The following is a 26,458-nucleotide window of genomic DNA, read 5'->3' as shown; positions in this document are numbered from 1 at the left end:
TTCAGAGCAACTTTTTTATCGCCTTCCGAATCCTTGCCAGGTCCGCAGAATAACCTTGGACGCGGACTTGGGTTGTACCATTAACAGATCTTTCTGAAAGCACTCTGCCGGCAGAACGTATCATTGCCACAAGGTCCGGACGGTTTACCGGCAGAGTAAAACGGCGAATTACCATCTGCCCCTCGACGATTTTTCTTATCCGATCCTGCAACCGGTCCAGCCCGGTACCAGTCAGTGCTGATAGAAAAATGGCATCCGGATACCTGGGCGACAGACGGCTGACTATCGACTCATCAAATACGCGATCGATCTTGTTGAACACCAGAACCCTGGTGTTATTAGCAGCACCGATTGCCGCGAGTGTTTCATTAACAACATCAATACGCATCTCTACCTGCGGATCGCTGATATCAGCCACATGGATAATCAAGTCTGCCTCCCGGACTTCAGAAAGGGTCGAACGGAAAGAAGCAATCAACTGAACCGGCAGATTCCGGATAAATCCGACGGTATCGGTCACCAGCGTCTTGAGCCGGCTGTCAATCTGCCAGACCCGGGTGTTTGCATCAAGAGTAGCAAACAGCTGATCTGAAACCTTTGCACCGGCAGAGGTCAGGCGGTTGAAAATTGTCGATTTGCCGGCATTCGTATATCCTGCGAGTACAATCTGAAACAGATTGCTCCTCCTTTTCCGCTGAACCGCCCGCTCCCGTTCAATCCGGGCGAGCTCCCGGCGCAGAAAGGTAATCCGGTGCTCAATCCGGCGCCGATCCATCTCCAGCTTAGTCTCTCCTGGACCCCTGGTTCCGATACCGCCCCCCAGCCGTGACAGCTCCACACCCAGACCAGTCAGGCGTGTCTTGATGTATTCGAGCTGTGCCAGTTCCACCTGCACTTTTGCCTCGGCAGTCCGGGCATGCAAAGCAAAAATATCAAGTATCACCGCTTCCCGGTCAATAACCCGCACCCCGATGATATCTTCCAAATTCCGGAGCTGAGTTGGAGAAAGCAGATCTTCAAATACCACAAGATCGATTCCATACTGAGCACAGAGCCTGCTGACCTCAAGCGCCTTCCCGCGACCAATAAGCGTTGCGGCGTCCGGTCGCTCCCGGATCTGAATTATCCGTTCCACCACCGAGCCGCCCGCAGTCTTTACAAGCTGAGCGAGCTCATCGAGCTGATCGGCTTTAATCCAGCGCTGGCGAGGTGACCGCGCCAGCCCTACTAACAGAACCTGCGAACTCATTAAGATTGGGACTTTAGAACATGAACCAGCCGGTGGATAAAGGTTACAAGTGACCCGACGGCAATAACACCCAGACCGAGGGGTAGTAGTCGCCTGCCCAGTACGATGGCACTGAACACCAGAATGATCACCCGTATCGGGCGCTCAAAAAAACCCACCTGACATTGACGCCCGGCACCTTCCGCCCGTGCCCGGACATAGCTCACCAGCAGGGAAAACAGCATAGTGATCATCGCCAGTACCGAATATACGCCATTCACTTTCTGGTAATACAGAGCAATGCCGGTCAGAATTATCCCTTCGCTCAGACGGTCAACGGTAGAATCAAGGATTGCACCGCTGACTGAGGTTCTGCCGCTCATCCGCGAGAGTTCGCCGTCAACCGTATCGCACAATCCCACCAGCATGGCAGCTACTCCTCCCCAGACAAAATTCCCCATGGCGAATAAAATACCGGCTACGATACTCAAGGGCAGAGCACTCCAAGTCACTGCTGATGGGGATATTGCCCACCGGTTCAACAATTTGACCAGCGGCCGCAGAAATCTTCTACCTCGGTCCTTGGTCTCGTTCCTCATAACCACTCACAACCACAACTACTTCTCCCTTAATCTTCCTTGATGTCAGCACTTCCAGCACTTCCGAAACCCGCCCGCGAATTATCTCCTCATATTTTTTCGTCAATTCCCGACAGACAACCACCCTCCGGTCACCCAGCACCTCTCCGATCTCATTCAGCAGTCGGATCAGCCTTCTTGCCGACTCAAGAAAGATTACCGTCCTTGTTTCATCTACCAGCGCCGCCAGTCGCTTCCGGCGCCGGCCGGCACGTTTCGGCAAAAATCCCTCAAACACAAAGCGGTCAGAAGGCAGACCTGATACTACCAACGCTGCCAGAATTGCCGACGCTCCCGGCACTGGAATCACCCGGATACCCTGCTCAATTGCAGCACGGATTAGATAAAAACCGGGATCGGAAATTCCGGGTGTCCCCGCATCACTGACCAGTGCCACCGCCCGTTGTTGACTGAGAACAGTAAGAATTTCCGGAGTCCGGCGGAATTTGTTGTATTCATTATAGGAAATCAGCCGGTTGGTAATACTGAAATTCTTTAGCAGCAGACCGGTCTTCCTAGTATCCTCACAGGCGATCAGGTCCACTCCGGCAAGTACTGTCAGCGCCCGCTGAGTGATATCTCCTAAGTTTCCGATCGGGGTTGAAACTATATAAAGACCGGGCTCAATATCCACCGTTCATCCCGTAACAAGTTCTGGAAATTCAACTGTCCCGGTAGTGAGATCCAAAATTGCAACCGACGCCACCCCCGAGAGCCAGCCGCAGGCTTCTCCTGGATTGACAATTACCGGTTTTCCCGGTTCATACCGCTGCCGGTGGGTATGGCCATGAAGATAGAAGTCGCACTCCGGTACCGAATTCAGAGGTTGATGACTGACGAAAACCCGCCGTTGTGACAGCTCCAGAAGCACCGGCTGAAGATGAAATTCAAAGCCCAGTCGTCGGGCACTCTCTTGTAGCGCTGGCGGATCACCATCACAGTTACCGAGCACAACTGTCAGCGGTGCCTGAGACCGGCTGAACTCCTCCAGCACAAACCGCGCCACAATATCACCGCAGTGAATTACCCGATTCACCCTGCGTTCATTGAACAGTGCAATTGCCCGGCGGACGTGGATCAGATGGTCGTGGGTATCGGAGATGATGCCAATCAGATTCATCGCAGCAGCTTCATTATTTCTTCCAGCTCCATCAGTCGCAATGGATGCCGCAATTTACGCAGCGCCTTGGCTTCAATCTGGCGGACGCGTTCGCGGGTAATGTTGAAAATCTGCCCGACTTCTTCCAGCGTCCGGGGGCAGTTATCGCCCAGTCCGAACCGCAGTCTGAGCACCTTCTCTTCGCGCCGGGTAAGGGTCTTCAACCCCTCCTCCAACTTCTCCCGGAGCAGCTTGACCGCAGCATCATGAGACGGCGAAGCAGTTTTGTCATCATAGATGAAATCGCCGATGAAGCTGGATTCCTCGTCGTCAATCGGTTTGTCAATTGAAATTCCGAACTGAGCGATTTTATTCAGCTGTTCCAGCTTCTCCTTCGGTGTTGAGAGCCGCTGTGCCAGTTCGGCGGTCGTGGGCTCTCGCCCTTCGATCTGCAGAAAACGGCGCTGAATCTTCGCCACCTTGTTAATGGCATCAATGATATGTGCCGGGACCCGGACAGTTCGTGACTGATCGGCAATCGCCCGGGTGATCGCCTGTTTGATCCACCAAGTCGCATAAGTTGAAAATTTGAACCCTTTCCGGTAATTAAATTTTTCCACCGCCTTAATCAACCCGACATTACCCTCCTCAAGCAGATCCGCAAACTCCAGCCCCCGGTTGATGTAGCGCTTTGCGATTGATATCACGAGTCGGACATTCCCCTCAATCATCCGGTCCCGTGCCGCCAGAATCCGCTCCTCACAGGCAGCCATCTCGGCCAGAATCCGTTTGAGTTGGGCAGGTCTCTTCCCAAGAAATCTCCGGGCTTCAGTTAATTTTGCCTTCAACTCCTTAAGCTCGGCTTCAGCTGTCTCACCCCGTGCCCTCAGATGGTCAACCTTCTCCTGAAGCTGGATTGCCTGATTCGCTACATTTTTGAATTCCGTAAGGAAATTGTTGATGATATGATGCTGAAGGGATAGCGCCTGAATCTTATTAAATGCCCGGCGTTTGACCTCGGCGATTTCCTTTTGTACTCTTGGTGTCGGTTTCTTTGTCTGCAGCTCTTCCAGGCGGTCTGCAGCTTTCTGAATCTCCCGGAGACAGCGTATGAACCGCGTTCGCTCCCGTGCCAGCGCCTTCTTGTCAAAAAGACATTCAAACTCCACCCGTGCAATCTGATCCAGCGTTCTGGTTCCCTCCTCAACCGGACGGCATTCTTCAATCACCCGGCGCATCATCGGCACGGAATCAAACAGATACTGAATCAATCCGCGGTAACCCTCTTCCATCTCCCGGGAATACTTGACCTCTTCATCACGGCTCAAAAGTGGCAGTTTTGCCAGCTCCCGGAAATACGCCTTGGTTGTATCGTCGCTGCGCTGAACCGCCGGACGGGTACCATGCCGCGCCAGAAGCAGTTCCTCGCCCACCTCATGATTTTCAACCATCTGAATACCCTCACGATCCAGACTGGCAATCACCTCCTCCAGCCGGTCTGGTGCCATCAGAATTTCGTCGGGAAGCATGTCCTCCAGTTCAGCATAGGTCATCCGGTGATTTGCTGCTGCCTTCTTCAGAATATTCTCCATCCATTCGGGCTGCTGATCACCGTCATCAGGTACGCCGATATCATTCTTCCTCCCGGTATTCAATCGTGCTTTTTTCCGTTCAGCAGCCCTTGATTTCGATCTGCTCGTGCGACTTTTTCTGCTCATAACACCTCACTTTTTCTTCAAACATCTTGACTTAAGTAAATTTTTTTCCCGAATCAACCTCTCCTCACGTTCCTGGTCTCCGGCATCATGTGCCCGCTCGATTTCCCGTTGCAGCCATCGTCCACGGAAATCACAGAGCCAGCGCCGGAAATCATTCTCATCCGGGGGCTTCTCCTCCGAAAAAAGCCAGCGGGCAATCTTGTTTCTCGCCGTGTCATCGCCCACCAGCTCCATCAGCCGGTGCGGGGAATAAGCCTCATCTCCACAGTGCACTTCCAGAGTCCGGGCAATACTGCTCAAAACCTCATCTTCAACCAGCTCTGAAATTGAAAATTCGGATGCGACCTGCGCCAGCCTCTGACTCTTGACCGCTGCCGCCAGAAGTTTCTCTGCACGCCGGTGCCAGGCGTCGGACAGACGAAAATCGGTGCCCTTTGAATTCTCGGGTCCGGCGGTCAGAAGTTGCCTGGGGTCGATGTTAAAATTCCGGGCAATCCGGTTCCGGTACAATTCTCCTGTTACCGAATCAGGAATCAGAGCTACGAGACCGGTAAGTTCTCTGAGCACTGCCCGCTGTTCTGCCACTGAACTCAGTTCCCGGCCAGCAACGATAAAATCAACGAAATCAACGCGCCGGCTTAAAATATTCTCGAAATCTTCCCGTCCGTACTTCCGGACAAAACTGTCCGGGTCCTCATCCGCCGGCAGATTAACAATCTGCGGGTCCAACCCTGCGCGGAGCAGAGTTTCGATTGAGCGCCGGCACGCCTTCCTTCCCGCTTCATCACCATCATAACAGAGAATTACCTGCTGATTAAATCGCCGCAGAAGCAGTGCCTGCTCGGTAGTGAGTGCGGTTCCCAGACTTGCCAAGCAGTTATTAATTCCGTGTTCCACCAGTGACAGCAGATCAAAATTACCCTCAACCAGCACCGGTACATTATCCCGAATATAGGCCCGCGCCTGATAGAGACCGTAGAGGTTTTCTCCTTTGTGAAAAATTGGTGTGTCCGGGGAATTAAGATACTTCGGTTCACTGTCATCGAGCACCCGCCCGCCAAATCCGATTATCCTGCCGGAAAGTGAAAATACCGGGAAAATAATCCGCTCTCGGAAATAGTCAATTCTACCCTCGTCACGCACCAGAAGCAGCCCGGACTGAATCAGCAGCTCCTCGTTCAACCCCAGTTTTGCGGCATGCCCGCGCAGATAATTGCCCCCAGGAGCAAAACCCAGTCGGAACCGCTTAATCGTATTAGCACTCAAGCCTCGCTGCTGTAGATAATTTCTTGCCGGCTCAGATTTCACCAGCATCTGCTCATAGAAACGGGCAACCCGCTCGCATGTCTCATAAAGCGGCTGATACTTGCTGCTTCCGGTTTCTTCCTCCACTCTGATTCCCAGCCGTTTCGCCAGCAGCCGGACCGCCTCCGGAAATTCCAGTTTCTCGTAGCGCATGACAAAAGTGATGGCGGTGCCGCCAGCACCGCAGCCAAAACAGTGATAAGCCTGGCGTTCGGGACTGACATAGAAAGATGGTGACCGCTCGGAATGAAACGGACACAGACCGCGATAATACCGGCCAACTTTCTTAAGCGGCACATAACTGCCGATCAGTGCTACAATATCGGTCTCCTGCCGGACCCGTTCAATAATATCGGGCTTAATCATTTCTCACCATTCCGCTCTGCCTTAGGATGCAACTTCACAATCGTCACACCCATGCCGCCTTCGCTGGGCTCGGCAAACCTGATTTCGGCAACCCGGGCATCCTGCCGCAGTTTTCTCCATAGCATCTGGCGTAGAGTTCCTGTTCCTTTACCATGCAAAATTGACAACTCAAATGCACCTGCAATTACCGCTTCACTCAGAAACCGGGATACGGCGATTTCTGCCTCATCCCGGGTCATTCCTCGAATGTTCAAATGCGGCACAAACTCAAACTCCTCAGAAACTGCCGGCTTGGGCTGGGATGCCGGACGAGCCAGTTTCAAGCCCCGAGGATCTACCTCCAGCTTGATATTTCCAAACTCCACCACCACCCGTTCACCCTTGTACTCCACCACTTTGCCCCGACGCCGGAAAAGTTCGGATTCCACCTCATCTCCAACCGCAAAAACCTGTGGCGATTCTTCATTTGGAAGTGAAGGCAATCGGACTTCAGACAGCTGTGCTTCAACAACTTTGAGCTCATCCGCAATAAAACTCTTTGTCTTAACAACACTTTCCCGGTCTGCCTGGCGTTCCCGCAGTTCCCGCACCAGATTTTCGATCCGGCGCCGCCATTCCTTCAACTCCTGTTCCCGCATCAGCAACTGCCGCTTCCGCTCCTGCATCTGCCATCGCTCAAATTCCGCCAGTTTAGATTCATATTCCCTGATCAACGCCTCAGCCCGCTTCTGCTGCACTTCTGCTTCGTGTCGCGCCCTCGTCACCGACTCCACTTCCATATTAAGCTGCTGGAGCTTTGTCTTGAAATCCAGCCACTCACTGCCCATCCGTTCCCGCGCCCGGCTGATCAGCGTTGCCGGCAAACCTGACTGCTCAGCGATTTCGAAGGCACTGGACTCGCCCGGCAAACCCATCAGTAACCGGTAGGTCGGACCGTTACGGAACTCCATACCGGCGTTGGCCATTCCGTGTTCATTCTGAACAAATACCTTCAAACTGCTGAAATGAGTAGTCGCCACGGTGAACACTTGGCGGCGCCTCAACTCCTCAAGTACTGCAATTGCCAGTGCCGAACCCTCTTCCGGTGCAGTAGCAGAACCGATTTCATCAATCAGCACCAGACTTCTGGCGTCAGCACCATTGAGGATCTGCTTCAGCCGATGCAGATGGGCAGTAAAGGATGAGATATCCGCTTCAAGCGACTGCTCATCGCCGATATCGGCAAACACCCGCTCAAACCATGGCAGCCGGGAACCGGCAGCCGCGGGGATAAAAATACCGCTTTTCATCAGCAGGACACAGACCCCGATGGTCTTCAGCACCACCGTTTTGCCGCCGGCATTCGGACCCGAAACCACAACGACATTTACACCATCAGGTAGTTTGAAATCAAGGGGCACCACCTCAGACCGGTGCATCATTAACAGCGGATGTCTTGCCTTAACCAGCTCCACTCTGCCGTCTTCGTCAATCACCGGCTGATGACAATCAAATTTGATGACAAACCGGCGCTTTGCCAAAAGTGCATCCAGGTCCGCCACCGCGCTGATTCCTGCCCGGAGCGCACCGGCAAATTTAACTACCAGATCAGACAGCTCCCGCTGAATCCGTTCGATCTCCTCCCGTTCCGCATCCCGCAGTTCCTGCAGCCGGTTCTGTTCAGTAATCGTCGCCAGCGGTTCTATAAACACCGTCTGCCCGCTGGCTGAAACCGAATGTACCACCCCGGCAATTTGATTCTTGAACTCCACCCGGACCGGTACGACAAACCGCTCCCGTCGCACCATCACCGTGCCGGCAAATCGCTCGGGCTCAGTTTCAATCATCTGCTCCAGCTGCTCCACTAGCCGGTTCCGACGCTCCCGGATTTCGCTCCGCAGCTCATAAAGCAGATCACTGGCATTATCCCGGAACGCACCTGAATCATCAACTGCCCGTTCTATTGCCCTCTGCAGTTCCCGGACATCAGGGATCAGCCCCACCAGTGCCCGCAGCACCCTGAGCCCGTGTTCCCGAGTCAGAAAGAACTGTCTACAGCTGTTCAGTGTTGCACACGACTGTCTTACTCGGAGCAATTCCTCCGCACTCAAAACTCTACCCGCTTCTGCCTCCCATAGCAGCTGCCGGATATCACTCATGCCGGCAAGCGGCGGCTCGGCATCCAGCTTCAGCATCTCTGTCAGTCGCTCATACTCTGACTCTGCCTGATCCCGACTCAGCGACGGCTTCAGCTGAAGTATTTTATCGCGCCCGATTGACGTGCTGCAGCCCTCTGCCAGCAGACTGCGGATACGCTCAAAATCAAGCGCCTTGAGTGTTTGCGCGTCCAAAACCTTCTGACCCTGGAGTTATTAACGCTCGCTCAATTGCTTGCGAAACAACCTGCGCCTTGCCTCCGCGAGTTTGCGTTTACGCCGCTCACTCGGTTTCTCGTAATACTCGCGGCGCTTCACCTCGCGCAGAATTCCTGCCTGCTCGCAAACCCGACGGAACCTCCGGATAAAACTCTCGTAGGGTTCACCTTCTTTGACAGTAATACCTACCATGCGTTCAACACCTCCTTTCCTGAATAATCATTGCAAATCTCCCAGCCGGGCAAGGCAGAGTGTAACTGCTGCTATTGCTGCGGTTTCTGCCCGCAACCGCCGCGGCCCCAGGGTGAAAAGCCTTGCGCCGGCAGCACTCATTGCTGCTACCTCCTCGGGTGTAAACCCGCCCTCGGGTCCAATGACTACCAGCACCGATTCAACCGCCGGTTCCAGAACCTCTTCCAGTCTCCTGACCCGTTCCTCTTCATAAGCTACCACCACCCGCTCATAATGCGGGAAATCTGCCACCAGCTCGCTGAAATCCCGTGCTGGCCTGACTTGGGGCAGTACTGTGCGCAGTGCCGTCTTCATACCGCTGACCGCCACCTGGTGCAACCGCCGGTACTTGGTTTCACTCAACCTGCCTACAACTCTTGCGGAGCGAAAGGGGATAATCTCCTTAACCCCCAATTCGGCTGCCGCCTCTACTACCTGACTCAGTTTATCTCCCTTCAGCACTGCCGGTGCCAGTGTCAGCTGATGCTTCGGTTCCCGCTCGCCTGCTCGCACCGAACAAACCTCAAGCGTAACCCTGGCAGACTGCAGTCGCCTGATTATCAGGCGGAACTCCTGTCCCCTGCCATTTGTAGCGTAAACCTCATCACCGGGCTGATAGCGCAAAACCTTCGTCATGTGCCGCGCTTCGGCTCCACTGAGCTCAGTGATTGCTGTCCCCGGCTTCAGTTCCGGAATATAGAAATACTCCATAAATTGTTACGCCCCGCGCTCCGGCTTCCGCGGCTCAGGTACCGGTTCGGATGCAGCATCTGCCAGCTGCTTGTAAAGCTGGCGTTCACGGGAGGAAAGATGCTTCGGAATATGCACAACGACCCGGACAAGGAGATCGCCATTCCCACCACGCAACCGCTTGAGCCCCATTCCCCGCAGACGCAATACCGTCCCGGAACTGATTCCTGCCGGAATCTCCACCTCCCTGTTACCGCTCAGCGTCGGCACGCTGATCTTGCCCCCCAGCACCGCCACAGGAATTGATATCGGCACCTCCACCATAATGTCATCACCTTCCCGGATAAAATACGGATGCTCCTTCTCCTCAATCTCAATGATTACATCACCGGCACCACCCGGACCCCAGTGCCCCTCCTTCTCCAGCACAAGCGGCATCTGAGAGTTCACGCCACTCGGAATCTTCACCTTGAGGGTTCGACTGCGCCGAACTCGCCCCTCACCGTCACATTTGGCGCAGGTATTTTTAACCTGCTCGCCAGTTCCGCCGCAATCGGGGCAGGTGGTAATCTGTACGAACTGACCGAAAATTGAGCTCGTTTGGCGTCGAACCTGACCGTGACCCCGGCAGGTACCACAGACCGTCTTCCCGGTCCCGCCTATTCCAGCGCAATCCTCACACCGTTCGAACCGGGAAAATGTCACCTCCTTTGTAACCCCGTTGGCAATCTCTTCCAGGCTCAACCTCATTTTAATCACAATATCCCGTCCCCGGGACCTGTGCCGGACGCTCCTGTTTGATTCGGAACCGAACAGTAAATCAAAAATTGAACCTCCGCCCGAAAAACCGCGCAAAAGGTCGCCGAAAATGTCCTCGAGGTCCTCAGTATGGGTGAAATGGCGTCCAAAGTCAAAACCACTCGGTCCGAACTGGGCAGAAACGCCTTCATGACCATAAGCATCGTACAGACGCCTTTTCTCCGGATCCGCCAGGACTTCATAAGCTTCAGAAAGCTCCTTGAACTTCTCCTCTGCCTCCTTGCGGTTCTCGGGATTACGGTCCGGATGATACTGCTTCGCCAGACGACGATAGGCAGCCTTTATTTCTTCCTGCGTTGCGTTACGGGATACCCCGAGGACCTCGTAATAGTCGCGTTTGGTCTGGGGCATTATATCTGAAAGAGCCGACACCTAGTCGGCTCAAATCAGCCACCTCCTTAAAGCTTCCAATTTATTAAACCTGCCTCCTTTTATTTCTTCTCCTCGCCATCAATTATCGTATAATCAGCCTGCTGCCTTCTCTCCTGATCCTGACCTGTGCTTCCGGTACCGGCTGATCCCTGCTGTCGATAAAGCCGTTCGCCGATTGTACTCACTGTCCGTTGCAGCTCATCAATTCCGGCTTCAATTGCACTCCGGTCATCACCCTTCATTACCTCTTTCAGCCGATTAATCGCCGCCTCAATCTTCTGCCGTTCTTCGGCTGACACCTTGTCACCTAACTCCTTCAGCGTCCGTTCCGTCTGGTATATAATGGTATCAGCCTTGTTCCGGCTGTCAACAAGCTCCCGCCGTTTCCGGTCCTCAGCCGCATGCGCCTGTGCCTCACTGATCATCCGGTCAATCTCTTCCTTTGTCAGTCCGGAAGATGCGGTTATCTTGATACTCTGCTCCTTCCCGGTCAGCTTGTCCTTTGCCGTCACATGCAGAATTCCATCGGCATCAATATCAAAGGTAACTTCAATCTGCGGTATTCCTCTGGGGGCGGGTGTAATTCCAACCAGGTCAAACACTCCCAGTGTCCGGTTATCTGCTGCCATCTCCCGCTCCCCCTGAAGCACATGAATCCGCACTGTTGTCTGGTTGTCCTCAACAGTAGTGAAGATCTGACTCTTGCGCGTCGGAATCGTAGTATTCCGCTCAATAATCTTGGTGAACACACCGCCGGCGGTCTCAATTCCCAGCGACAGGGGCGTAACATCCAGCAGCACAACATCCTTCACCTCGCCGGCAAGTACCGCACCCTGAATCGCCGCTCCAATTGCCACCACCTCATCCGGATTGATACCCTTGTGCGGCTCCTTGCCGAAGAAATCACGCACCACCTGCTGTACCCGCGGCATCCGCGTCTGACCGCCAACCAGGATCACCTCATCAATATCCCGCGGCGTCAGCCTGGCATCCTCCAATGCCTGTCGTACCGGTCCCAGCGTCTTCTGCACCAAATCCTCAACCAGCGCCTCCAGCTTTGCCCGGGTCAGCTTCATATCAATATGAAGCGGACCCTTCTTTTCATCCGCATAGATAAATGGCAGACTGATCGTTGTTTCCATCGAAGTGGAAAGCTCACACTTTGCCTTCTCCGCCGCCTCCTTAATCCGCTGGAGCGCGGTCTTATCCCTCGAAAGGTCGATGCCGTGCTCACGCCGGAACTCCTCAATAATCCATTCCATCACCCGCTGGTCAAAATCATCTCCGCCCAAGTGAGTATCACCATTGGTCGAACGGACTTCAAAGACTCCTTCACCGATTTCGAGAATTGAAATATCAAAGGTTCCGCCCCCGAGATCATAGACTGCAATCTTTTCTGACCCCTTTTTGTCCAGACCGTAGGCAAGAGCCGCTGCAGTCGGTTCGTTGATAATTCGCAACACATCCAGTCCGGCAATCTTCCCTGCATCCTTGGTTGCCTGACGCTGGGAATCGTTGAAATAGGCAGGCACTGTGATCACTGCCTTGGTTACCGCCTCGCCGAGATAAGCCTCAGCCGCCTTTTTCAGATAGGAAAGAATCATCGCTGAGATTTCCGGTGGCGAGTAGCGTTTGCCGTCAACCTCAACCCAGGCATCACCATTCGCCGACTCTACCACCCGGTACGGCACCCGTTTAATCTCCTCCAGCACCTCGGAATAGCGCCGTCCCATGAAACGCTTGATTGAATAAATGGTCGAAGTCGGGTTGATCACCGCCTGCCGCTTGGCCAGTGTTCCCACCAGCCGTTCCTTACCCAGCGCCACTACTGAAGGGGTAGTTCTACCACCCTCGGGGTTCGGGATCACAACTGGCTGGCCCCGCTCCATGACCGCAACACAGGAAAATGTGGTTCCGAGATCAATACCAATTACCTTACTCACTAATGCCTCCTTTCTTCATACTCAGAACAATCAACTCCTTAGTTATTAGACTCTGCTCCCCCTGATTTGATTTCAGCATCCGGCTTCTCTGTCTTTACTTCACTGTTCGAGTCGGACATTTTCCCAACCTTCACCCGTGCCGGCCGGATAACCCGGCCCGAAATCTCATAACCTCGGACCACCTCCTCCAGCACCCGGTTATTATCCTCCGCGGCTTTGCACTCCACAAACCCTACTGCCTCAGCCCGCCGCGGATCAAACTTCTCACCGACACAGCTGTAACTCCGCAGCCCGTGATTCTCCAGCACCGACACCAGCTGCCGGTAAATCAGCTCCACCCCCTGCTTGAGACTCTGCACATTGTTTCCCCCGGCACTCAGCGCCCGCTCAAAATTGTCCAGAACGGAAAGAAGTTCACAGATCAGACTCTCCATACTTTCCTTTTTTTTCACCTCAATATCACGCTCCATCCGTCTGCGGTAATTCTCAAAATCGGCCAGCGCCCGCAGATAATCATTTTTCAGTTTCCGGGAAATCATCTCCAGCTCACAAACCCGCTCCACCAGCTCGGTCACCGGACCTTTCTTCTCTGATCCGCCAACCTGCCGATTTTCAACCGTTTCCATACTTAAATTAGACCCCAAAAACATATTGTGCGTTTCACTGCCACCACTCTGCCCCTGAACTCCAATGGCATTTTTACAGCCCTTGCCTACCAATTCCTGCCCACAGTTCCCGCGAACCGCTCCTGACTCAAACCCCAGAACCTTCCCGTCTGATACCGTCACCGGAACTGCCCCCGGAGCAGGTAAATTAAGTGCCCAAATTCTTAAGATATTGTAATTAAATAAGTTAAACAGAGAGGGTTCATTGACTGCTCGCTATTCAATTATGCTTGAAAGCCGTCAGAAAATGGCGCAGGGCTTCCACTGCTACGTTCGCCTGTAACATTATACCCCGCAACAACCGGAAATTTAACATTAAATTCAATTATTGACTGCTCAAATTTCATTCTTATGCTATAATGATGGCTCATGCTTATACACCCGGATTAAAAGTCACCAGCCGGACCCATATCCGCAAGGTCCGGCGCCTGCCACTGCCAGGAGAAACCCTGGTGGAAAAGGGCGCACAGGTAAAAGGCGATGACATCGTGGCGCGCACCGCGGTTCCGGGTAATGTCCAGACGGTCAATGTTGCCGGACTCCTGGGTATACCGCCGGAAGATGTCCCCAATCTGATGATCAAGAAGGTCGGGGACCCGGTAAAAAAAGACGAAGTTATCGCCCGCTCCAAAGGCCTGTTCGGTTTATTCAAGAGCGAAGTCCGATCACCAGTTGACGGCACAGTCGAAAGCATATCTCCCGTGACCGGGCAGGTGATATTGCGGGAACCGCCCCAGCCGGTACAGATTGACGCCTACATTGATGGTATCGTTGATGAAATCATCCCCCGCGAAGGTGTGGTTGTCGCCAATGATGTCAGCCTGATTCAGGGGATCTTCGGTGTCGGCGGAGAAACCCGCGGTGTTCTCAAACGCATTGCCGAGGCACCCGACGAAATTGTCCCTGCGGAAAAAATCGGCCCCGACTGTCAGAACCGGATACTCATTGCCGGCTCGCTCATTACCTATGAAGTAATTGAAAAGGCGCTCCAGTTCGGTGCCCGAGCGATCGTTGGAGGCGGCATTGAGGATTCCACCCTCCGCCGCTTTCTCGGCTATGACATTGGCGTCGCCATCACCGGCTCAGAAAAAAAGGGATTGACCATCATCGTTACCGAAGGCTTCGGTACGATGCGGATGGCAAAACGCACCTTTGAACTCCTTTCGGCGTTAGAAGGAAAAATGGCTTCCGTTAACGGTGCCACCCAGATCCGTGCGGGAGTAATCCGACCCGAAGTAATTGTACCCTGCACGGACAGCAGTGGGGAAGCCAAACCCAGCCAGGCAGAAGGCGGACTGGCACTGGGGATGCTTGTCCGTATTATCCGCCAGCCCCATTTCGGCAAAATCGGCAAGGTCATTGCCCTGCCGGTGGAACTCCAGACAATTGAAACTGAGGCAAAAGTCCGGGTACTGGAAGTAGAACTGGAAAATGGCGAACACATTGTTCTGCCGCGCGCCAATGTTGAAATCATTGAAGAATAAACTGAAAACAACCTTCGTTCTGATATTTACCGCCTTCGTGACCGCTAAGGCGACAGAACGCCAGGTCGGATGTGCCTGGCTCAAAATCCCGGTTGGCGCCCGCGAAGCTGCTATGGCTGGCACAGGCACTGCTGCTGCATTCGGACCGCAGGCACTCGTCTATAACCCTGCCGCTACTGCCCGGCTTGCACCATTCTCCATCAATGCCAGCTACACCAAATGGTTTCTCGACACCCATCACCAGTCAATCTTTGCCAATCGTGACCTCGGCATCTTTCAGCTCGGGCTCGGTTTGTCCTCATTTGCCTACGGCAAAATTGAATACCGGGAAGAACGACCAACAGAAGAGCCATTCGGTACTTTCTCCCCCCTTGATCTCACCGGGTACCTCAATTTTGCCCGCACCTTGGGTGATTTCGCTGAAATCGGTTTTAGTGCCCGCTACTTCTACTCGAAAATTATCAACAATCAGGCATCAGCCTTGGGGGCGGATGCCGGCTTTCGTGTTCATCCTTTACCCAACCTCACAGTCGGTCTGGCAGTAACTGACTTTGGTAAAACCCTGTATTATTACTACGAACCATTCTGGCTGCCCACCCGGGCACGGGTCGGCCTCTCCTGGAATCTGCCAATCAGTACTACCCGGCTCACGCTGACCGGCGACGCCAACTACTTCTTTTACAACCGGAACTTCCGGGCAAGTGCCGGCACTGAACTGACGGTTAATGAAATCTTATTTATTCGTGCCGGTTGTGATCCACTCAACCCTGGCAATCGATTCAGTTTCGGGACCGGAATCCGACACCGGCTGTTCCGGCTGGACTATGCATGGTCACCACTCGGTTTTAACCTCGGTTCCGCCCACCGGCTCAGCCTCAGCTTCGGTTATTAATTATGTCTGCCGGTCAGAATCAGGGCTGGCTTGATTTTGAACAGCCGCTGGTAGAACTCCTTGACCGCCTTGAAGAGGTCACAGCGCTTGGTGCAGCTCAGGAGATTGAACGCATCCAGAAACAGATTGAAGAACTCAAACTTAAACTTTACTCCCAGCTTACACCCTGGCAACGGGTCCAGATGGCGCGTCACCCCCGGCGCCCCTACACGCTCGATTACATCGAACGAATCTGCAACGACTTTGTCGAACTGCACGGCGACCGTGCATTTGGGGACGACCCGGCAATCATAGCCGGCTTGGGGAAAATTGACACCATTCCCTTTGCCATCTTGGGCCATCAGAAAGGTAGAGATACAAAGGAAAAGCTCGCCCGTAACTTCGGCATGCCCCACCCGGAAGGATATCGCAAGGCACTCCGAATTATGGACCTCGCGGCCCGTTTCGAAGTCCCGATTCTCTGTCTGGTAGACACCCCGGGTGCCTACCCTGGTGTTGGTGCTGAAGAACGGGGTCAGGCAGAAGCGATCGCCCGTAATCTCAGAGAAATGGCGCTCCTGGAAGTGCCGATCATAGTAATTGTGACCGGGGAAGGCGGTTCTGGGGGTGCCCTGGCAATTGCGGTCGGCGACCGGATTCTCATGCAGGAAAATGCGGTGTATTCTGTAATCTCCCCCGAAGGCTGCGCCGCAATCCTCTGGCGGGATGGTTCCAAAGCAGAAGAGGCGGCAGCGGTTCTGAAAATGACCGCTCCGGATCTCCTGACTCTTGGTGTGATTGACGAAATCGTACCCGAACCACCGGGTGGAGCCCATCAGGATTGGGATGAAGCGGCTAAACTACTGAAAAAGGCGGTCCTCGCTAACTACTACTATCTCAACACCCTGCCCGGGTCTGAACTTGTCGCGCGACGGATCGCCCGGTTCAACTCTATTGGCGTGTTTCAAACCCCAGAGAATACCCCCCGACGATGACCCAACCATCGGGGAACGAATCAACCTTCCGTTCCGGTTACATCGCCCTGATCGGCAGACCCAATGCCGGCAAATCAACCCTGCTCAACACCCTGCTCGGGCACCGGCTTGCCATCGTCACCCCGAAACCGCAAACTACGCGCCACCGTATTCTCGGCATCCTCAACGGTCCTGACTATCAGGCACTCCTCCTGGATACCCCCGGAATCCTCGATCCGAAATACACTCTTCAGAAATTGATGAAACAGGAAATCGAACGCGCGCTCGCCGATGCAGATATAATTCTGTTACTGATTGATGTGACCGATCCGGTCTTTGAAGATCTGAACCTCATTGCCGGAAAAAATGCGGTCATCGCCCTTAACAAAATTGACCAAATTCCGCGGCTGGACTTGCTGCCAATTACAGAACGCTGTGCCCGTGAAGGCTTTGACCGTATCTATATGATTTCTGCACTCAAAGGCGACGGGATTGAAGACCTAAAACAGGGACTGATTCAACTCCTGCCTGAGGCACCACCTTTTTATCCGTCAGATCAGATATCTGAACGGTCAGAACGCTTCTTTGTTGCGGAACTGATCCGGGAAGCAATTTTTAACCGCTATGGTGCAGAAGTTCCCTACTCAACTACAGTAGAAATTGAGGAGTTCAGAGAAAGACCGGGAAGAAAGGACTATATTCGCGCCACGATCTATGTTGAAAAGGAATCCCAGAAGGCGATCCTCATCGGAGAGGGCGGCAGGGCACTCAGAAAGGTGGGAGAAATTGCCCGGGAGTCTATCGAACAGTTTCTGGGGCGACCTGTTTATCTTGAACTGTGGGTCAAGGTCGCTCGCAACTGGCGTGATAACGAACCCTTCATCCGGCGCACCGTCTACGGCGGACTTTAAGTCCGCTGGCTCAGCTCAATCAGTACGCCACCCGTTGCTTTCGGATGAACAAAAAAGGCTCGGGTGCCTTCAGCCCCTGCCTGCGGTTCCGGATCCACAATCCGCACACCCGCCGCCTTCAATCGCTGAAATTCAGCATCAACATCATCTACCTCAAAGCAGATATGATGCAGGCCTGGCCCTCGAACCGCAAGGAAACCGGCAACAGGTGCATCCGGTGTATCAGGCTGAACCAGCTCAACCTTTGTCTCGCCGACCTGAATAAAACCCACGGTAACCTTTCTGTTGGGCACCGTTTCCTTTCGTTCCAGTTTCAGCCCCAGCTGCTCGGTGTAAAACCGGGCTGCCTCATCCACGCTCGGGACCGCGATTGCAATATGGGCAACCTTCTTGATCATGTTATACTCCCCTCTCTTTTAAAAACTTTCGTATTTGCTGTCCTGCTATCGTACACGGTCATATTCCCCAAAAACGGCACGCAGGGCATCACTGATCTCGCCGAGCGTGCAGCCAGCACGCACCGCCTCAATAATTGCCGGCATCAGATTGGCATCACTTTGCGCCGTCTCCCTCACCTGCTTTAACCGTTCCTCAACCAGTCGATTATCCCGGCGTTGCCGGTAAGCGGCTAAAAGCACCCGCCGCTTTTCTGCCAATCTTTCGTCAACTTTGAGCAGCTTCAGTTGGGGTTCAACCGCATCCTGAAACCGGTTCACCCCCACTACAATCCGCTCGCCCCGCTCCACCTCCTGCTGATACCGGTAGGCACTCTCGGCAATCCGTTCCTGAATAAACCCCTGCTCAATCGCCCTGACCGCCCCTCCCCGCCGTTCAATCTCATCAATCAGTTCCTGCGCCCGCCTTTCAATCTCATCGGTCAGACTTTCAACAAAATATGAACCTGCAAGGGGATCGACCGTGTCGGCAACTCCGGTTTCGTAGGCGAGAATCTGCTGAGTTCGCAGAGCAATTGTTACTGAATCTTCAGTGGGGAGCGACAGCGCCTCGTCCCGCGAGTTAGTATGCAGACTCTGAGTTCCACCAAGAACCGCTGCGAGCGCCTGATAGGCAACCCGGATGATATTATTCTCCGGCTGCTGTGCGGTCAGGGTTACACCGCCGGTTTGAGTATGAAACCGGAGTTTGCATGCCTCATCTCCCGCATTGAATCGTCTACGCAGCAACCGGGCCCAGAGCCGTCTGGCTGCCCGGAATTTCGCCACCTCCTCAAGAATATTGGAATGGGCGGCAAAGAAAAAAGAAAGCCGTGGTGCAAACTTGTCAACCGCCAGCCCTCTTGCCTGAGCTGACTTGACATACTCCAGTCCGTTGGCGAGTGTAAATGCCAGTTCCTCCACTGCGGTTGCTCCTGCTTCCCGGATATGATAACCCGAAATACTCATCGTATTCCACTTGGGCACCACCCCCGCACACCAGGCGATGATATCAGTCACCAGTCTCAGCGACTCCCGGGGAGGAAAGATGTAAGTTCCCCGCGCAACATACTCCTTGAGAATATCATTCTGGATTGTCCCCTGCAGCTTCGACCAGTCAACCCCCTGCCGCTCCGCCACCACGCAGTACATCGCCAGCAGAATGGCGGCGGTGGCATTAATAGTCATTGAGGTAGAGACCTTGTCCAGCGGAATCCCCTGAAACAGCACCTCCATATCCTCCAGCGTGGAAATCGCCACCCCGACCTTCCCAACCTCACCTCTTGCCCAAGGACTGTCTGAGTCATAACCCATCTGAGTTGGCAGATCAAAAGCAACCGATAGCCCCGTCTGTCCCTGCTTCAACAGATAATGATAGCGGGCATTGGTCTCCTGGGCAGAACCGAACCCCGCATACTGACGCATCGTCCAGAACCGGGACCGGTACATCGTCGGCTGGACCCCGCGGGTAAAAGGAAAACTTCCCGGCAACCCCTGCTCCTCATGATAATTTTCCTTTTCACGATCAAGCGGGGTGTAAACTCTCTGGACTGGGATTCCTGACACCGTTTTGAACTCTTTACTCCGCTCCGGTATTTTATTAAGCGCCGGGATTAATACCTCTTGCTCCCAGCGCTCAAGCTCCTGTCTTAACTTCTCAAGATTGTTCATACGCTTTTCGTTTGGGACTTCAGCCATCACAGCGGAATACACCCGTGCTTCTTCCACGGATTACTCAACTGCTTGTTTTCAAGGATCTTCAAACTCTGGATGATCTTACGTCTTGTCTCCCGGAATTCAATCACTTCGTCAATATATCCGAGCTCCGCTGCCTTGAACGGATTGCCGAACTTCTTCTCATATTCGGACACCAGCTTGCGTTTGGTTGCCTCGGGATCTGATGACTCGCTGATCTCCTTTCGAAAGATGATATTCACCGCACCTTCTGAACCCATTACCGCAATCTCAGCTGTGGGCCAGGCGAAGTTGAAATCACCCCGGATATGTTTTGAAGACATCACATCATAGGCACCGCCATAAGCCTTCCGCGTAATCAAAGTTACCTTGGGCACTGTTGCCTCACAGTAGGCGTAGAGCAGTTTTGCGCCGTGCCGGATGATACCGCCATACTCCTGAGCAGTTCCGGGCAGAAATCCCGGTACATCAACGAAAGTCACAATCGGAATATTAAACGCATCACAGAACCGCACAAACCTTGCCGCCTTGACTGAGGCATCGATGTCCAGACAGCCCGCAAGAACCTTGGGCTGATTGGCTACAATACCCACTACCGCGCCATCCATCCGGGCAAACCCGATTACGATATTCTTCGCCCAGTGCTGCTGAATCTCCATGAAACTCCCGTTATCCACGACCCGCAGAATCACCTGTAACATGTCATAGGGCTTACGCGGATCATCGGGCAAAATTTCCTCAAGACCTTCCACATCCCGGTCCGGCAAATCCCGGGCTGGCAGGCGCGGAGGCTTCTCACGATTGTTCTGGGGCAGGTAATTCAAAAACTTCCTGATCCGCAATAGCAGATCTTTGTCGTCAATGTCCTTGAAATGAGCGACTCCGGAAACGGAATTATGAGTATCTGCACCTCCCAGCTTCTCCTTCGTCACCTCCTCGCGCGTCACTGCCTTAATCACCTCCGGTCCGGTGATGAACATATAACTTGTGCCCTCGGTCATGAAAATGAAATCGGTCAGTGCCGGTGAATACACCGCACCGCCAGCACACGGTCCCATAATTGCTGAAATCTGCGGAATCACCCCTGAAGCCAGCGTATTACGCAGAAAGATATCCGCATAACCGCCCAGACTTACTACGCCTTCCTGAATCCGGGCACCTCCTGAATCATTCAAACCGATCACGGGCATTCCGACCTTCATTGCCAAGTCCATTATTTTGCAGATTTTCTCAGCAAAAACCTTGGAAAGCGTGCCACCGAATACAGTAAAATCCTGGGAAAAAACCGCAACCGGACGCCCGTTAATCATTCCGTAACCGGTTACCACCGCATCACCATAAAACTTCTTCTTCTCCATGCCGAAATCGGTGCAGTCATGCACCCGGAGCCGATCCAACTCAATAAAACTTCCCTCATCGAGCAGAATTTCCAGCCGCTCGCGGGCGGTCAGCTTTCCTTCCTCATGCTGCTTCTTAATCCGCTCCTCGCCTCCTCCCATCAGCGCCTGCTCATTCCGCCGCTGCAACTCTTTCCGGACATCATCAAGATGGGACATAATCAATCAAAATACTAAAAGGATGTTCAGGTGATGTCAAGCAAATGTCCTCTTCAAAACTGCTTGACACCGTAATATATTAAAATTATAATACTTAATACTTAAACCGCTTGATAACATCCCACATATGCCGGTCGCTCCGCCCCGGGTTATAAAACCATCAATCCCAATTCCCGCTGCGCCTGGTGATCAAGCAGGCACTACTATCGGCAAAACAACAACCTGGGATGACACCGGACAGACTACCTCTTTTCCCATACCACTCCCAGAAGCGGTACCTTTCTTTAAAGTGGAAAAAAACCAGAAAAAGTTTATGAGGTGCCACCGGTTTACCCCGAAATGCTACGGAATCTGGGAATTGAAGGCAGAGTGGCAGTTCGGGCGGTCGTGGACACTTCTGGTATGGTAACTAATGCTGAAATATATGCCTCTTCCGGATATCAGCTCTTCGACCAGTCTGTCATCGATGCAATTCTAAAATACCGATTTACCCCCCGGTTGCAGCGCACCCGCAAGGTTCCGGTCGAAATAATTGTTACCTTTGACTTCAAATTGCATTAGACCATTTATTAATATTTCCCACCAGAAACAATCGTTTCCCGCTATTTTGCTACTATGGTTCTCACCTTCTGATCCAAACTTTGTTGTTTTTGGGGGTAACCGCTCAACGGACAACCAACACCGGTTGAACCTGTGGTGATGATTTAAACCAGATGAAATAAACTCCCGGAGAAACTGCCCGCAGATCGTTCTCACCAGGACCAAGTTGAATCACCAGCCTGCCGGTAATGTCCATCAATCCTGCTGCCTCAGCGTTGGTTAACCGTATGCAATTGCGGACCACCGTCGGTAAGCTGTTCAAGCGATATCTCCGGGAACGCTCTTCATCAACTGCCTGCGGATAAATTTCAATCGGTCCCACCGGATTTAGCTGCCGTCCGGCAAGACCCGGATAATCAGGGGGATAGCGCCGGATTTTGAAAACCGAATTGGCACCGGGCTGCAGCACATCACCCTGCTGCTGTGGGCCATAGCGGGTAACCGGGTTGACATATTTCCAGACAATCCGGCGTTCAGGCGTAACTTCATAGAAAATACCGCTTAATCCGACGCAGATCAGAGTATTGCCGTTGGCAAGTCGCTGACAACTGGAAATCAGACTGGAGTAGATACTCTCCGGCGGGGATCCAATGAACTGCCATGTAAGTTCTGCCGGACCGTATGCCGAATCCGGCCCCAGATGATAAAACCCGGGTGAATCAACTGGCGGGACAAACTGGTCAACAGTTGAATACCAGGGAGTTCTGCCGTAACCATTATTAAAAACCAGCATTTCACCACTACCGGGCAGTCCCGGCTCAATCCACTGAATGTCATGCTGACCAAATAGCGTTTGGCCGATCGTATGGTCACGACGATAGGCGCGCGGGTCCCCCCAGCGGTAAAGCAGATCACCACCCCGCCCGTATCGGCCACCGGTGTGACTGGCAGCCTGCTCCCGGGTGGTGCTGTGATCAATTACCCAGATCTCAGAAAACTGACGGACACTAACGGCAATCTGATCAAGCTCGGGATTATAGGCAAGCCCGTTGGTGTGATTCCAGTCAGAAACTGCCAGCCCGGTAACAAAGTTCAGATCTATCAGTTCGGGATGCTGCCGGGGATCACCGTAATTGGACTTGGTGGAATCATAATCCTGAACCAGATGATTCCAGACATGCCACTCCCATACAATTGAATCGGTCCGGGGGTCAACTTCAACCAGATGATCGGGCCAGAGGGAGTTGTAAATCAACAAATTGGGATCGCGACCGGCTTCAATCGCCTCGTTCCGTGACTTGTATTCCCAGGCAATCAGCAGTACATTCCCATTAGGCAGCCGGATAGCATCATGGTGCTGGCAGTGCTGGGTATTAGAATAGGTATAAGACCAGACCACATTTCCATCCCAGTCAACAAGCTCCAACTTCCCTCCAATACCACCACCATTTCCGAATACTGGATTGTTAGTTTGCACTGTACGAAGCAACAAGCCGTCCTCACACAGATAGACTGCCATCCCCGGTAAACCGCTTCCGGACCAGGAATGAACCAGCATTCCATTATTATCGATCAGATAAGCAACATTGTAATTCATCGGCGCAAAAAGTGTATAACCTTCAGCGTTGGCAACAGAATCCCGAAAAATCAGGCCCAGCGTACGGTTCTGGGTAGCATACAGATTGTGTGCAGGATATCCCGATAATATTATTACCAGAGTGAGCAGCAACTGTTTTGTTGTACACGTGCCGCGCTCTGATTTGTGGAACATCTATAGTCCTTATAATACAATACTATTTTCCGGGGCAAAGTCAAACAGTAATTATTCAATGCACCCGGTCTGTTACAAATCTGCCCTTGATCGCTTATTACCATCCTGTTGACAGTTTTCTTAACTGCCGGATAATTGGCTATGCCTGCCAACATACCCTTCTTAGGCGAAACTCTTGCCCTGTTTAGCGCACTGTTCTGGGCACTGGCGGTAATTCTCTTCAAAAAGAGTGGCGAAACTGTTCACCCTCTCGGCTTGAACCTGTTCAAAAACATGTTGGCATTAACACTCCTGATCCCGACGCTCATTATTTTCCATACACCCCTTATGCCCACGATGCCATTCGCCGATTACCTCAGATTTATCCTCAGCGGCCTGCTCGGAATGACATTAGGTGATACGCTATTTTTTATGAGTCTCAACCGACTTGGCGCCAATCTCGCGGCGATCACCAGTTATACATACAGTCCACTTATGGTAATCTTCTCCATGGTTTTTCTGAAAGAAAGAATCACGCCACGACAAATACTCGGCATTGTTTTGATTCTGACGGCGCTGCTCCTGATTTCCAGCTACCGTACCCAAAGCCAAATCAGTCGCCGAAATCTCTTAACCGGCATCACATTCGGCATTTTATCAACCGCCTCAACTGCAGCAGGGATTATCATTATTAAGCCGCTGCTTGCTCAAACCCCGCTGCTCTGGGCAGCTGCACTAAGACTGATGATCGGCATGATCGGAGTGGCAGTCGTTACTCTGGCCCTGCCTGAACGGAAAAAAATAATCAGCTCAATATTCAAACTTCGGGGACTGGGTTATTCAACTGCCGGTACCGTATTGGGTACCTATCTTGCCCTGACCGTGTGGCTGGGGGGCATGAAGTTTACCCAAGTTTCTGTAGCTGCTCCGCTCAATCAGTTGAGTAATATCTTCATTTTTATATTTTCCGCCCTGTTTCTCAAAGAACCGATAACTCACCGTCGCCTGCTGGCAATTATTACTGCCGGTATCGGCGCTGTTCTCGTCTTCCTGAAATAACAGTTTAATCCAGTGCTGGAGGGTTGGATCGAAATCGAATTAATACCAGAACCGCTTCAAAAACCAGCCACAGCATCAGTAGAAATACCACCAAGCCCACCACTACCAGCAACCAGTTATGAGACCGGGAATACTGGTGGATATTCATTACCATTGCCCAGCCGGTCATGATTACCAGAAATCCGGTTGGTATTGCCGCTACCCACGGCTTTGCCCGTTTGAATGTGAGATAAATAGTCACCACCACCAATGCCAGACCTGCCAGCAACTGGTTAATCGTACCGAAAAGGGGCCAGAGAATAAGGGCACCCTGCCCGCCCGGTCTAACCATTGCCAATCCAAATGCTGAACCAACCGCCACCAGGGTAGCAATATGCTTGCCGGTGAGAAAGCGCCAGCCAACACTTCGGCCGAACTCCTGAACAATGTACCGCTGAGTTCTGGCAGCAGTATCAATTGTCGTACCGGCAAAGGAAACGATAAATACCCCCATGATTGTCATCATCAGTTCCCGGATATACCTGCTGTTACCAAAGAAATAACTCATCATGTTACTGGCACCGGTCACGAAAGCCCTGATATTAGCTGCCATACCGCTGGCAGAAGACCAGTCGGCATAATGTTCCGACCACGCAACAATACCTTCAGCCAACCCCCTGCCATTAGCACCAAATCCTGCTGCCACTGCAAGTACGACTAAGGCCGCCAGAATTCCTTCTGCGATCATCCCGCCATACCCTACCAGTTTCGCATCACTTTCCCGGTCAATCTGCTTGGATGCGGTCCCGGAGGCAACCAGCGAATGAAACCCGGAAATGGCACCACAGGCAATGGTAACAAAAAGAAACGGCCAGACCGGTGGCGCCCCGCGGGCAGAAAAGTTAAATGCCGGTGCCACGAAACCCAGATGCCCCGGGTCCCGGATAAATGCCGCCACTGCGCCGGCAAAGATCAGTAGCGCCGCCACCAGAAGTTCGTGAGAGTTTATGTAATCCCGGGGCTGAAGCAGTATCTCCACTGGCAGAGTGGAAGCAATATAGGCATAAACCATCAGAATGACAATCCAGATCACCACTGCATTCGGCCCGGGAATCTCAAGGGGCAGAAACACGCCCACCGCAACAGTCAGATACATCGCCAGCAATGCAATCCATGACCAGAGCTCAAGACTCTTCCCTTTGCGAAAAACCATATAAGACAATACCACTGCAATGGGAATCTCCATCCAGACCGGGAATACTGAGGTGGGATACATCTTGAACAATACCCCCATAATCATCGCAAAAATTGCGATTACAACCCACAGTTCCAGAAAAATAATCGCCATAAAAAGATATTTCGCCCGCTTACCGATAACCTTGGTAGTAATTTCACCAATGGACAAACCCTTATTGCGCACCGATACAACCAGCGCCGCAAAATCATGAACACCACCCAAAAAAACTGTGCCAAGCGTAATCCAGAGCAGTGCCGGGACCCACCCCCAGATGATCCCAATCGCGGGACCGACAATCGGACCCAGCCCGGCGATTGAAGTGAAGTTGTGTCCCCAGACCACCCAGCGGTTGCTGGGCACATAGTCGGTATTGTCACACAAAATGTGCGCTGGTGTTTTGCGAGAGTCGTCAAGTTTAAACACCCGGCGGCTGAGAAAACCGCCATAAACTCTGTACATCATTAGAAACCAGATCAGACAGATAATAAATACAATAAACGCCATACCGTCTCCCCTGGTTTGAAATTTAAAGTTAACCTG

Annotated in this window: 23 protein-coding genes; 6 read left to right on the top strand and 17 right to left on the bottom strand. The window is 52.8% G+C overall.

All coding sequences use genetic code 11. The annotated features are described in order from the left end of the window. Window position 1 precedes the first annotated feature (1 nt). The 12 genes from hflX to ABIK48_02240 form a co-directional block, all read right to left on the bottom strand. Window positions 2–1,249, bottom strand: a complete 1,248-nt coding sequence (gene hflX, locus ABIK48_02295; GenBank protein MEO0020987.1) for a GTPase HflX — start codon at window positions 1,247–1,249, stop codon at window positions 2–4. Continuing rightward, a complete protein-coding gene (locus tag ABIK48_02290) occupies window positions 1,249–1,719 on the bottom strand; it encodes a CDP-alcohol phosphatidyltransferase family protein (protein MEO0020986.1) in 471 nt (156 codons plus the stop codon). The genes hflX and ABIK48_02290 overlap by 1 nt, the downstream gene beginning before the upstream one ends. Before the next feature lie 79 nt (window positions 1,720–1,798). Next, the gene (gene rsmI / locus ABIK48_02285) at window positions 1,799–2,500 is read right to left on the bottom strand and encodes a 16S rRNA (cytidine(1402)-2'-O)-methyltransferase (GenBank protein MEO0020985.1); all 702 of its coding nucleotides are present in this window, start codon (window positions 2,498–2,500) and stop codon (window positions 1,799–1,801) included. 3 nt (window positions 2,501–2,503) lie between these two features. After that, a complete protein-coding gene (locus ABIK48_02280; protein MEO0020984.1) occupies window positions 2,504–2,986 on the bottom strand; it encodes a metallophosphoesterase in 483 nt (160 codons plus the stop codon). After that, window positions 2,983–4,683: a sigma-70 family RNA polymerase sigma factor gene (locus ABIK48_02275; GenBank protein MEO0020983.1), complete on the bottom strand. Its 1,701-nt coding sequence runs from the start codon at window positions 4,681–4,683 to the stop codon at window positions 2,983–2,985. The genes ABIK48_02280 and ABIK48_02275 overlap by 4 nt, the downstream gene beginning before the upstream one ends. A 6-nt stretch (window positions 4,684–4,689) precedes the next feature. Next, window positions 4,690–6,354: a DNA primase gene (gene dnaG / locus ABIK48_02270; protein MEO0020982.1), complete on the bottom strand. Its 1,665-nt coding sequence runs from the start codon at window positions 6,352–6,354 to the stop codon at window positions 4,690–4,692. Next, entirely contained in the window at window positions 6,351–8,684 is a 2,334-nt protein-coding gene (locus ABIK48_02265; protein MEO0020981.1) for an endonuclease MutS2, read from the bottom strand. The genes dnaG and ABIK48_02265 overlap by 4 nt, the downstream gene beginning before the upstream one ends. Before the next feature lie 21 nt (window positions 8,685–8,705). Further along, a complete protein-coding gene (gene rpsU / locus ABIK48_02260) occupies window positions 8,706–8,900 on the bottom strand; it encodes a 30S ribosomal protein S21 (protein MEO0020980.1) in 195 nt (64 codons plus the stop codon). Window positions 8,901–8,927: 27 nt separating this feature from the next. Then, a complete protein-coding gene (locus tag ABIK48_02255; GenBank protein ID MEO0020979.1) occupies window positions 8,928–9,650 on the bottom strand; it encodes an RsmE family RNA methyltransferase in 723 nt (240 codons plus the stop codon). A 6-nt stretch (window positions 9,651–9,656) separates the two neighbouring features. Further along, the gene (gene dnaJ / locus ABIK48_02250) at window positions 9,657–10,799 is read right to left on the bottom strand and encodes a molecular chaperone DnaJ (GenBank protein ID MEO0020978.1); all 1,143 of its coding nucleotides are present in this window, start codon (window positions 10,797–10,799) and stop codon (window positions 9,657–9,659) included. An 80-nt stretch (window positions 10,800–10,879) separates the two neighbouring features. Then, entirely contained in the window at window positions 10,880–12,763 is a 1,884-nt protein-coding gene (dnaK, locus tag ABIK48_02245) for a molecular chaperone DnaK (protein MEO0020977.1), read from the bottom strand. A gap of 38 nt (window positions 12,764–12,801) precedes the next feature. Next, the gene (locus ABIK48_02240; protein ID MEO0020976.1) at window positions 12,802–13,551 is read right to left on the bottom strand and encodes a nucleotide exchange factor GrpE; all 750 of its coding nucleotides are present in this window, start codon (window positions 13,549–13,551) and stop codon (window positions 12,802–12,804) included. Window positions 13,552–13,790: 239 nt separating this feature from the next. Here ABIK48_02240 and ABIK48_02235 point away from each other — a divergent pair, with 239 nt between their 5' ends. From ABIK48_02235 to era, 4 genes are read left to right on the top strand one after another with little or no spacing between them, the layout of a single operon-like run. Beyond that, the gene (locus ABIK48_02235; GenBank protein MEO0020975.1) at window positions 13,791–14,912 is read left to right on the top strand and encodes a hypothetical protein; all 1,122 of its coding nucleotides are present in this window, start codon (window positions 13,791–13,793) and stop codon (window positions 14,910–14,912) included. Further along, on the top strand, window positions 14,902–15,804 hold the full coding sequence (locus ABIK48_02230) for a PorV/PorQ family protein (GenBank protein ID MEO0020974.1): 903 nt from the start codon (window positions 14,902–14,904) through the stop codon (window positions 15,802–15,804). Before ABIK48_02235 ends, ABIK48_02230 begins: the two co-directional genes overlap by 11 nt. A gap of 2 nt (window positions 15,805–15,806) precedes the next feature. Beyond that, on the top strand, window positions 15,807–16,778 hold the full coding sequence (locus tag ABIK48_02225; protein ID MEO0020973.1) for an acetyl-CoA carboxylase carboxyltransferase subunit alpha: 972 nt from the start codon (window positions 15,807–15,809) through the stop codon (window positions 16,776–16,778). Continuing rightward, the gene (gene era, locus ABIK48_02220) at window positions 16,775–17,668 is read left to right on the top strand and encodes a GTPase Era (GenBank protein MEO0020972.1); all 894 of its coding nucleotides are present in this window, start codon (window positions 16,775–16,777) and stop codon (window positions 17,666–17,668) included. Before ABIK48_02225 ends, era begins: the two co-directional genes overlap by 4 nt. On the opposite strand, the gene mce is transcribed toward era, so the two are convergent. The 3 genes from mce to ABIK48_02205 are packed head-to-tail and all read right to left on the bottom strand — an operon-like array spanning window position 17,665 to window position 21,353. Next, the gene (gene mce / locus ABIK48_02215; GenBank protein ID MEO0020971.1) at window positions 17,665–18,066 is read right to left on the bottom strand and encodes a methylmalonyl-CoA epimerase; all 402 of its coding nucleotides are present in this window, start codon (window positions 18,064–18,066) and stop codon (window positions 17,665–17,667) included. The genes era and mce overlap by 4 nt on opposite strands. 45 nt (window positions 18,067–18,111) lie before the next feature. Beyond that, on the bottom strand, window positions 18,112–19,773 hold the full coding sequence (locus ABIK48_02210; protein MEO0020970.1) for a methylmalonyl-CoA mutase family protein: 1,662 nt from the start codon (window positions 19,771–19,773) through the stop codon (window positions 18,112–18,114). Window positions 19,774–19,799: 26 nt separating this feature from the next. Further along, window positions 19,800–21,353, bottom strand: a complete 1,554-nt coding sequence (locus tag ABIK48_02205) for an acyl-CoA carboxylase subunit beta (protein ID MEO0020969.1) — start codon at window positions 21,351–21,353, stop codon at window positions 19,800–19,802. A gap of 318 nt (window positions 21,354–21,671) precedes the next feature. Between ABIK48_02205 and ABIK48_02200 the strand changes: the two genes are divergently transcribed. After that, entirely contained in the window at window positions 21,672–21,914 is a 243-nt protein-coding gene (locus ABIK48_02200) for an energy transducer TonB (GenBank protein MEO0020968.1), read from the top strand. 103 nt (window positions 21,915–22,017) lie between these two features. Here the strand turns inward: ABIK48_02200 and ABIK48_02195 are convergent, their stop codons facing one another. Next, a complete protein-coding gene (locus ABIK48_02195; protein MEO0020967.1) occupies window positions 22,018–23,664 on the bottom strand; it encodes an aryl-sulfate sulfotransferase in 1,647 nt (548 codons plus the stop codon). Between the two features lie 141 nt (window positions 23,665–23,805). Between ABIK48_02195 and ABIK48_02190 the strand changes: the two genes are divergently transcribed. Next, window positions 23,806–24,702, top strand: a complete 897-nt coding sequence (locus tag ABIK48_02190) for a DMT family transporter (protein MEO0020966.1) — start codon at window positions 23,806–23,808, stop codon at window positions 24,700–24,702. A 4-nt stretch (window positions 24,703–24,706) separates the two neighbouring features. Here the strand turns inward: ABIK48_02190 and ABIK48_02185 are convergent, their stop codons facing one another. After that, window positions 24,707–26,422 (bottom strand): carbon starvation protein A, encoded by a 1,716-nt coding sequence (locus tag ABIK48_02185; GenBank protein MEO0020965.1) that lies wholly within the window; start codon window positions 26,420–26,422, stop codon window positions 24,707–24,709. Window positions 26,423–26,458 lie beyond the last annotated feature (36 nt).

It is taken from the genome of candidate division WOR-3 bacterium (assembly GCA_039801085.1).
In the GTDB taxonomy this organism is placed as follows: domain Bacteria; phylum Hydrothermota; class Tepidihabitantia; order Tepidihabitantales; family Tepidihabitantaceae; genus JAOABP01.
This window is presented reverse-complemented; position numbering and strand designations above follow the sequence as displayed.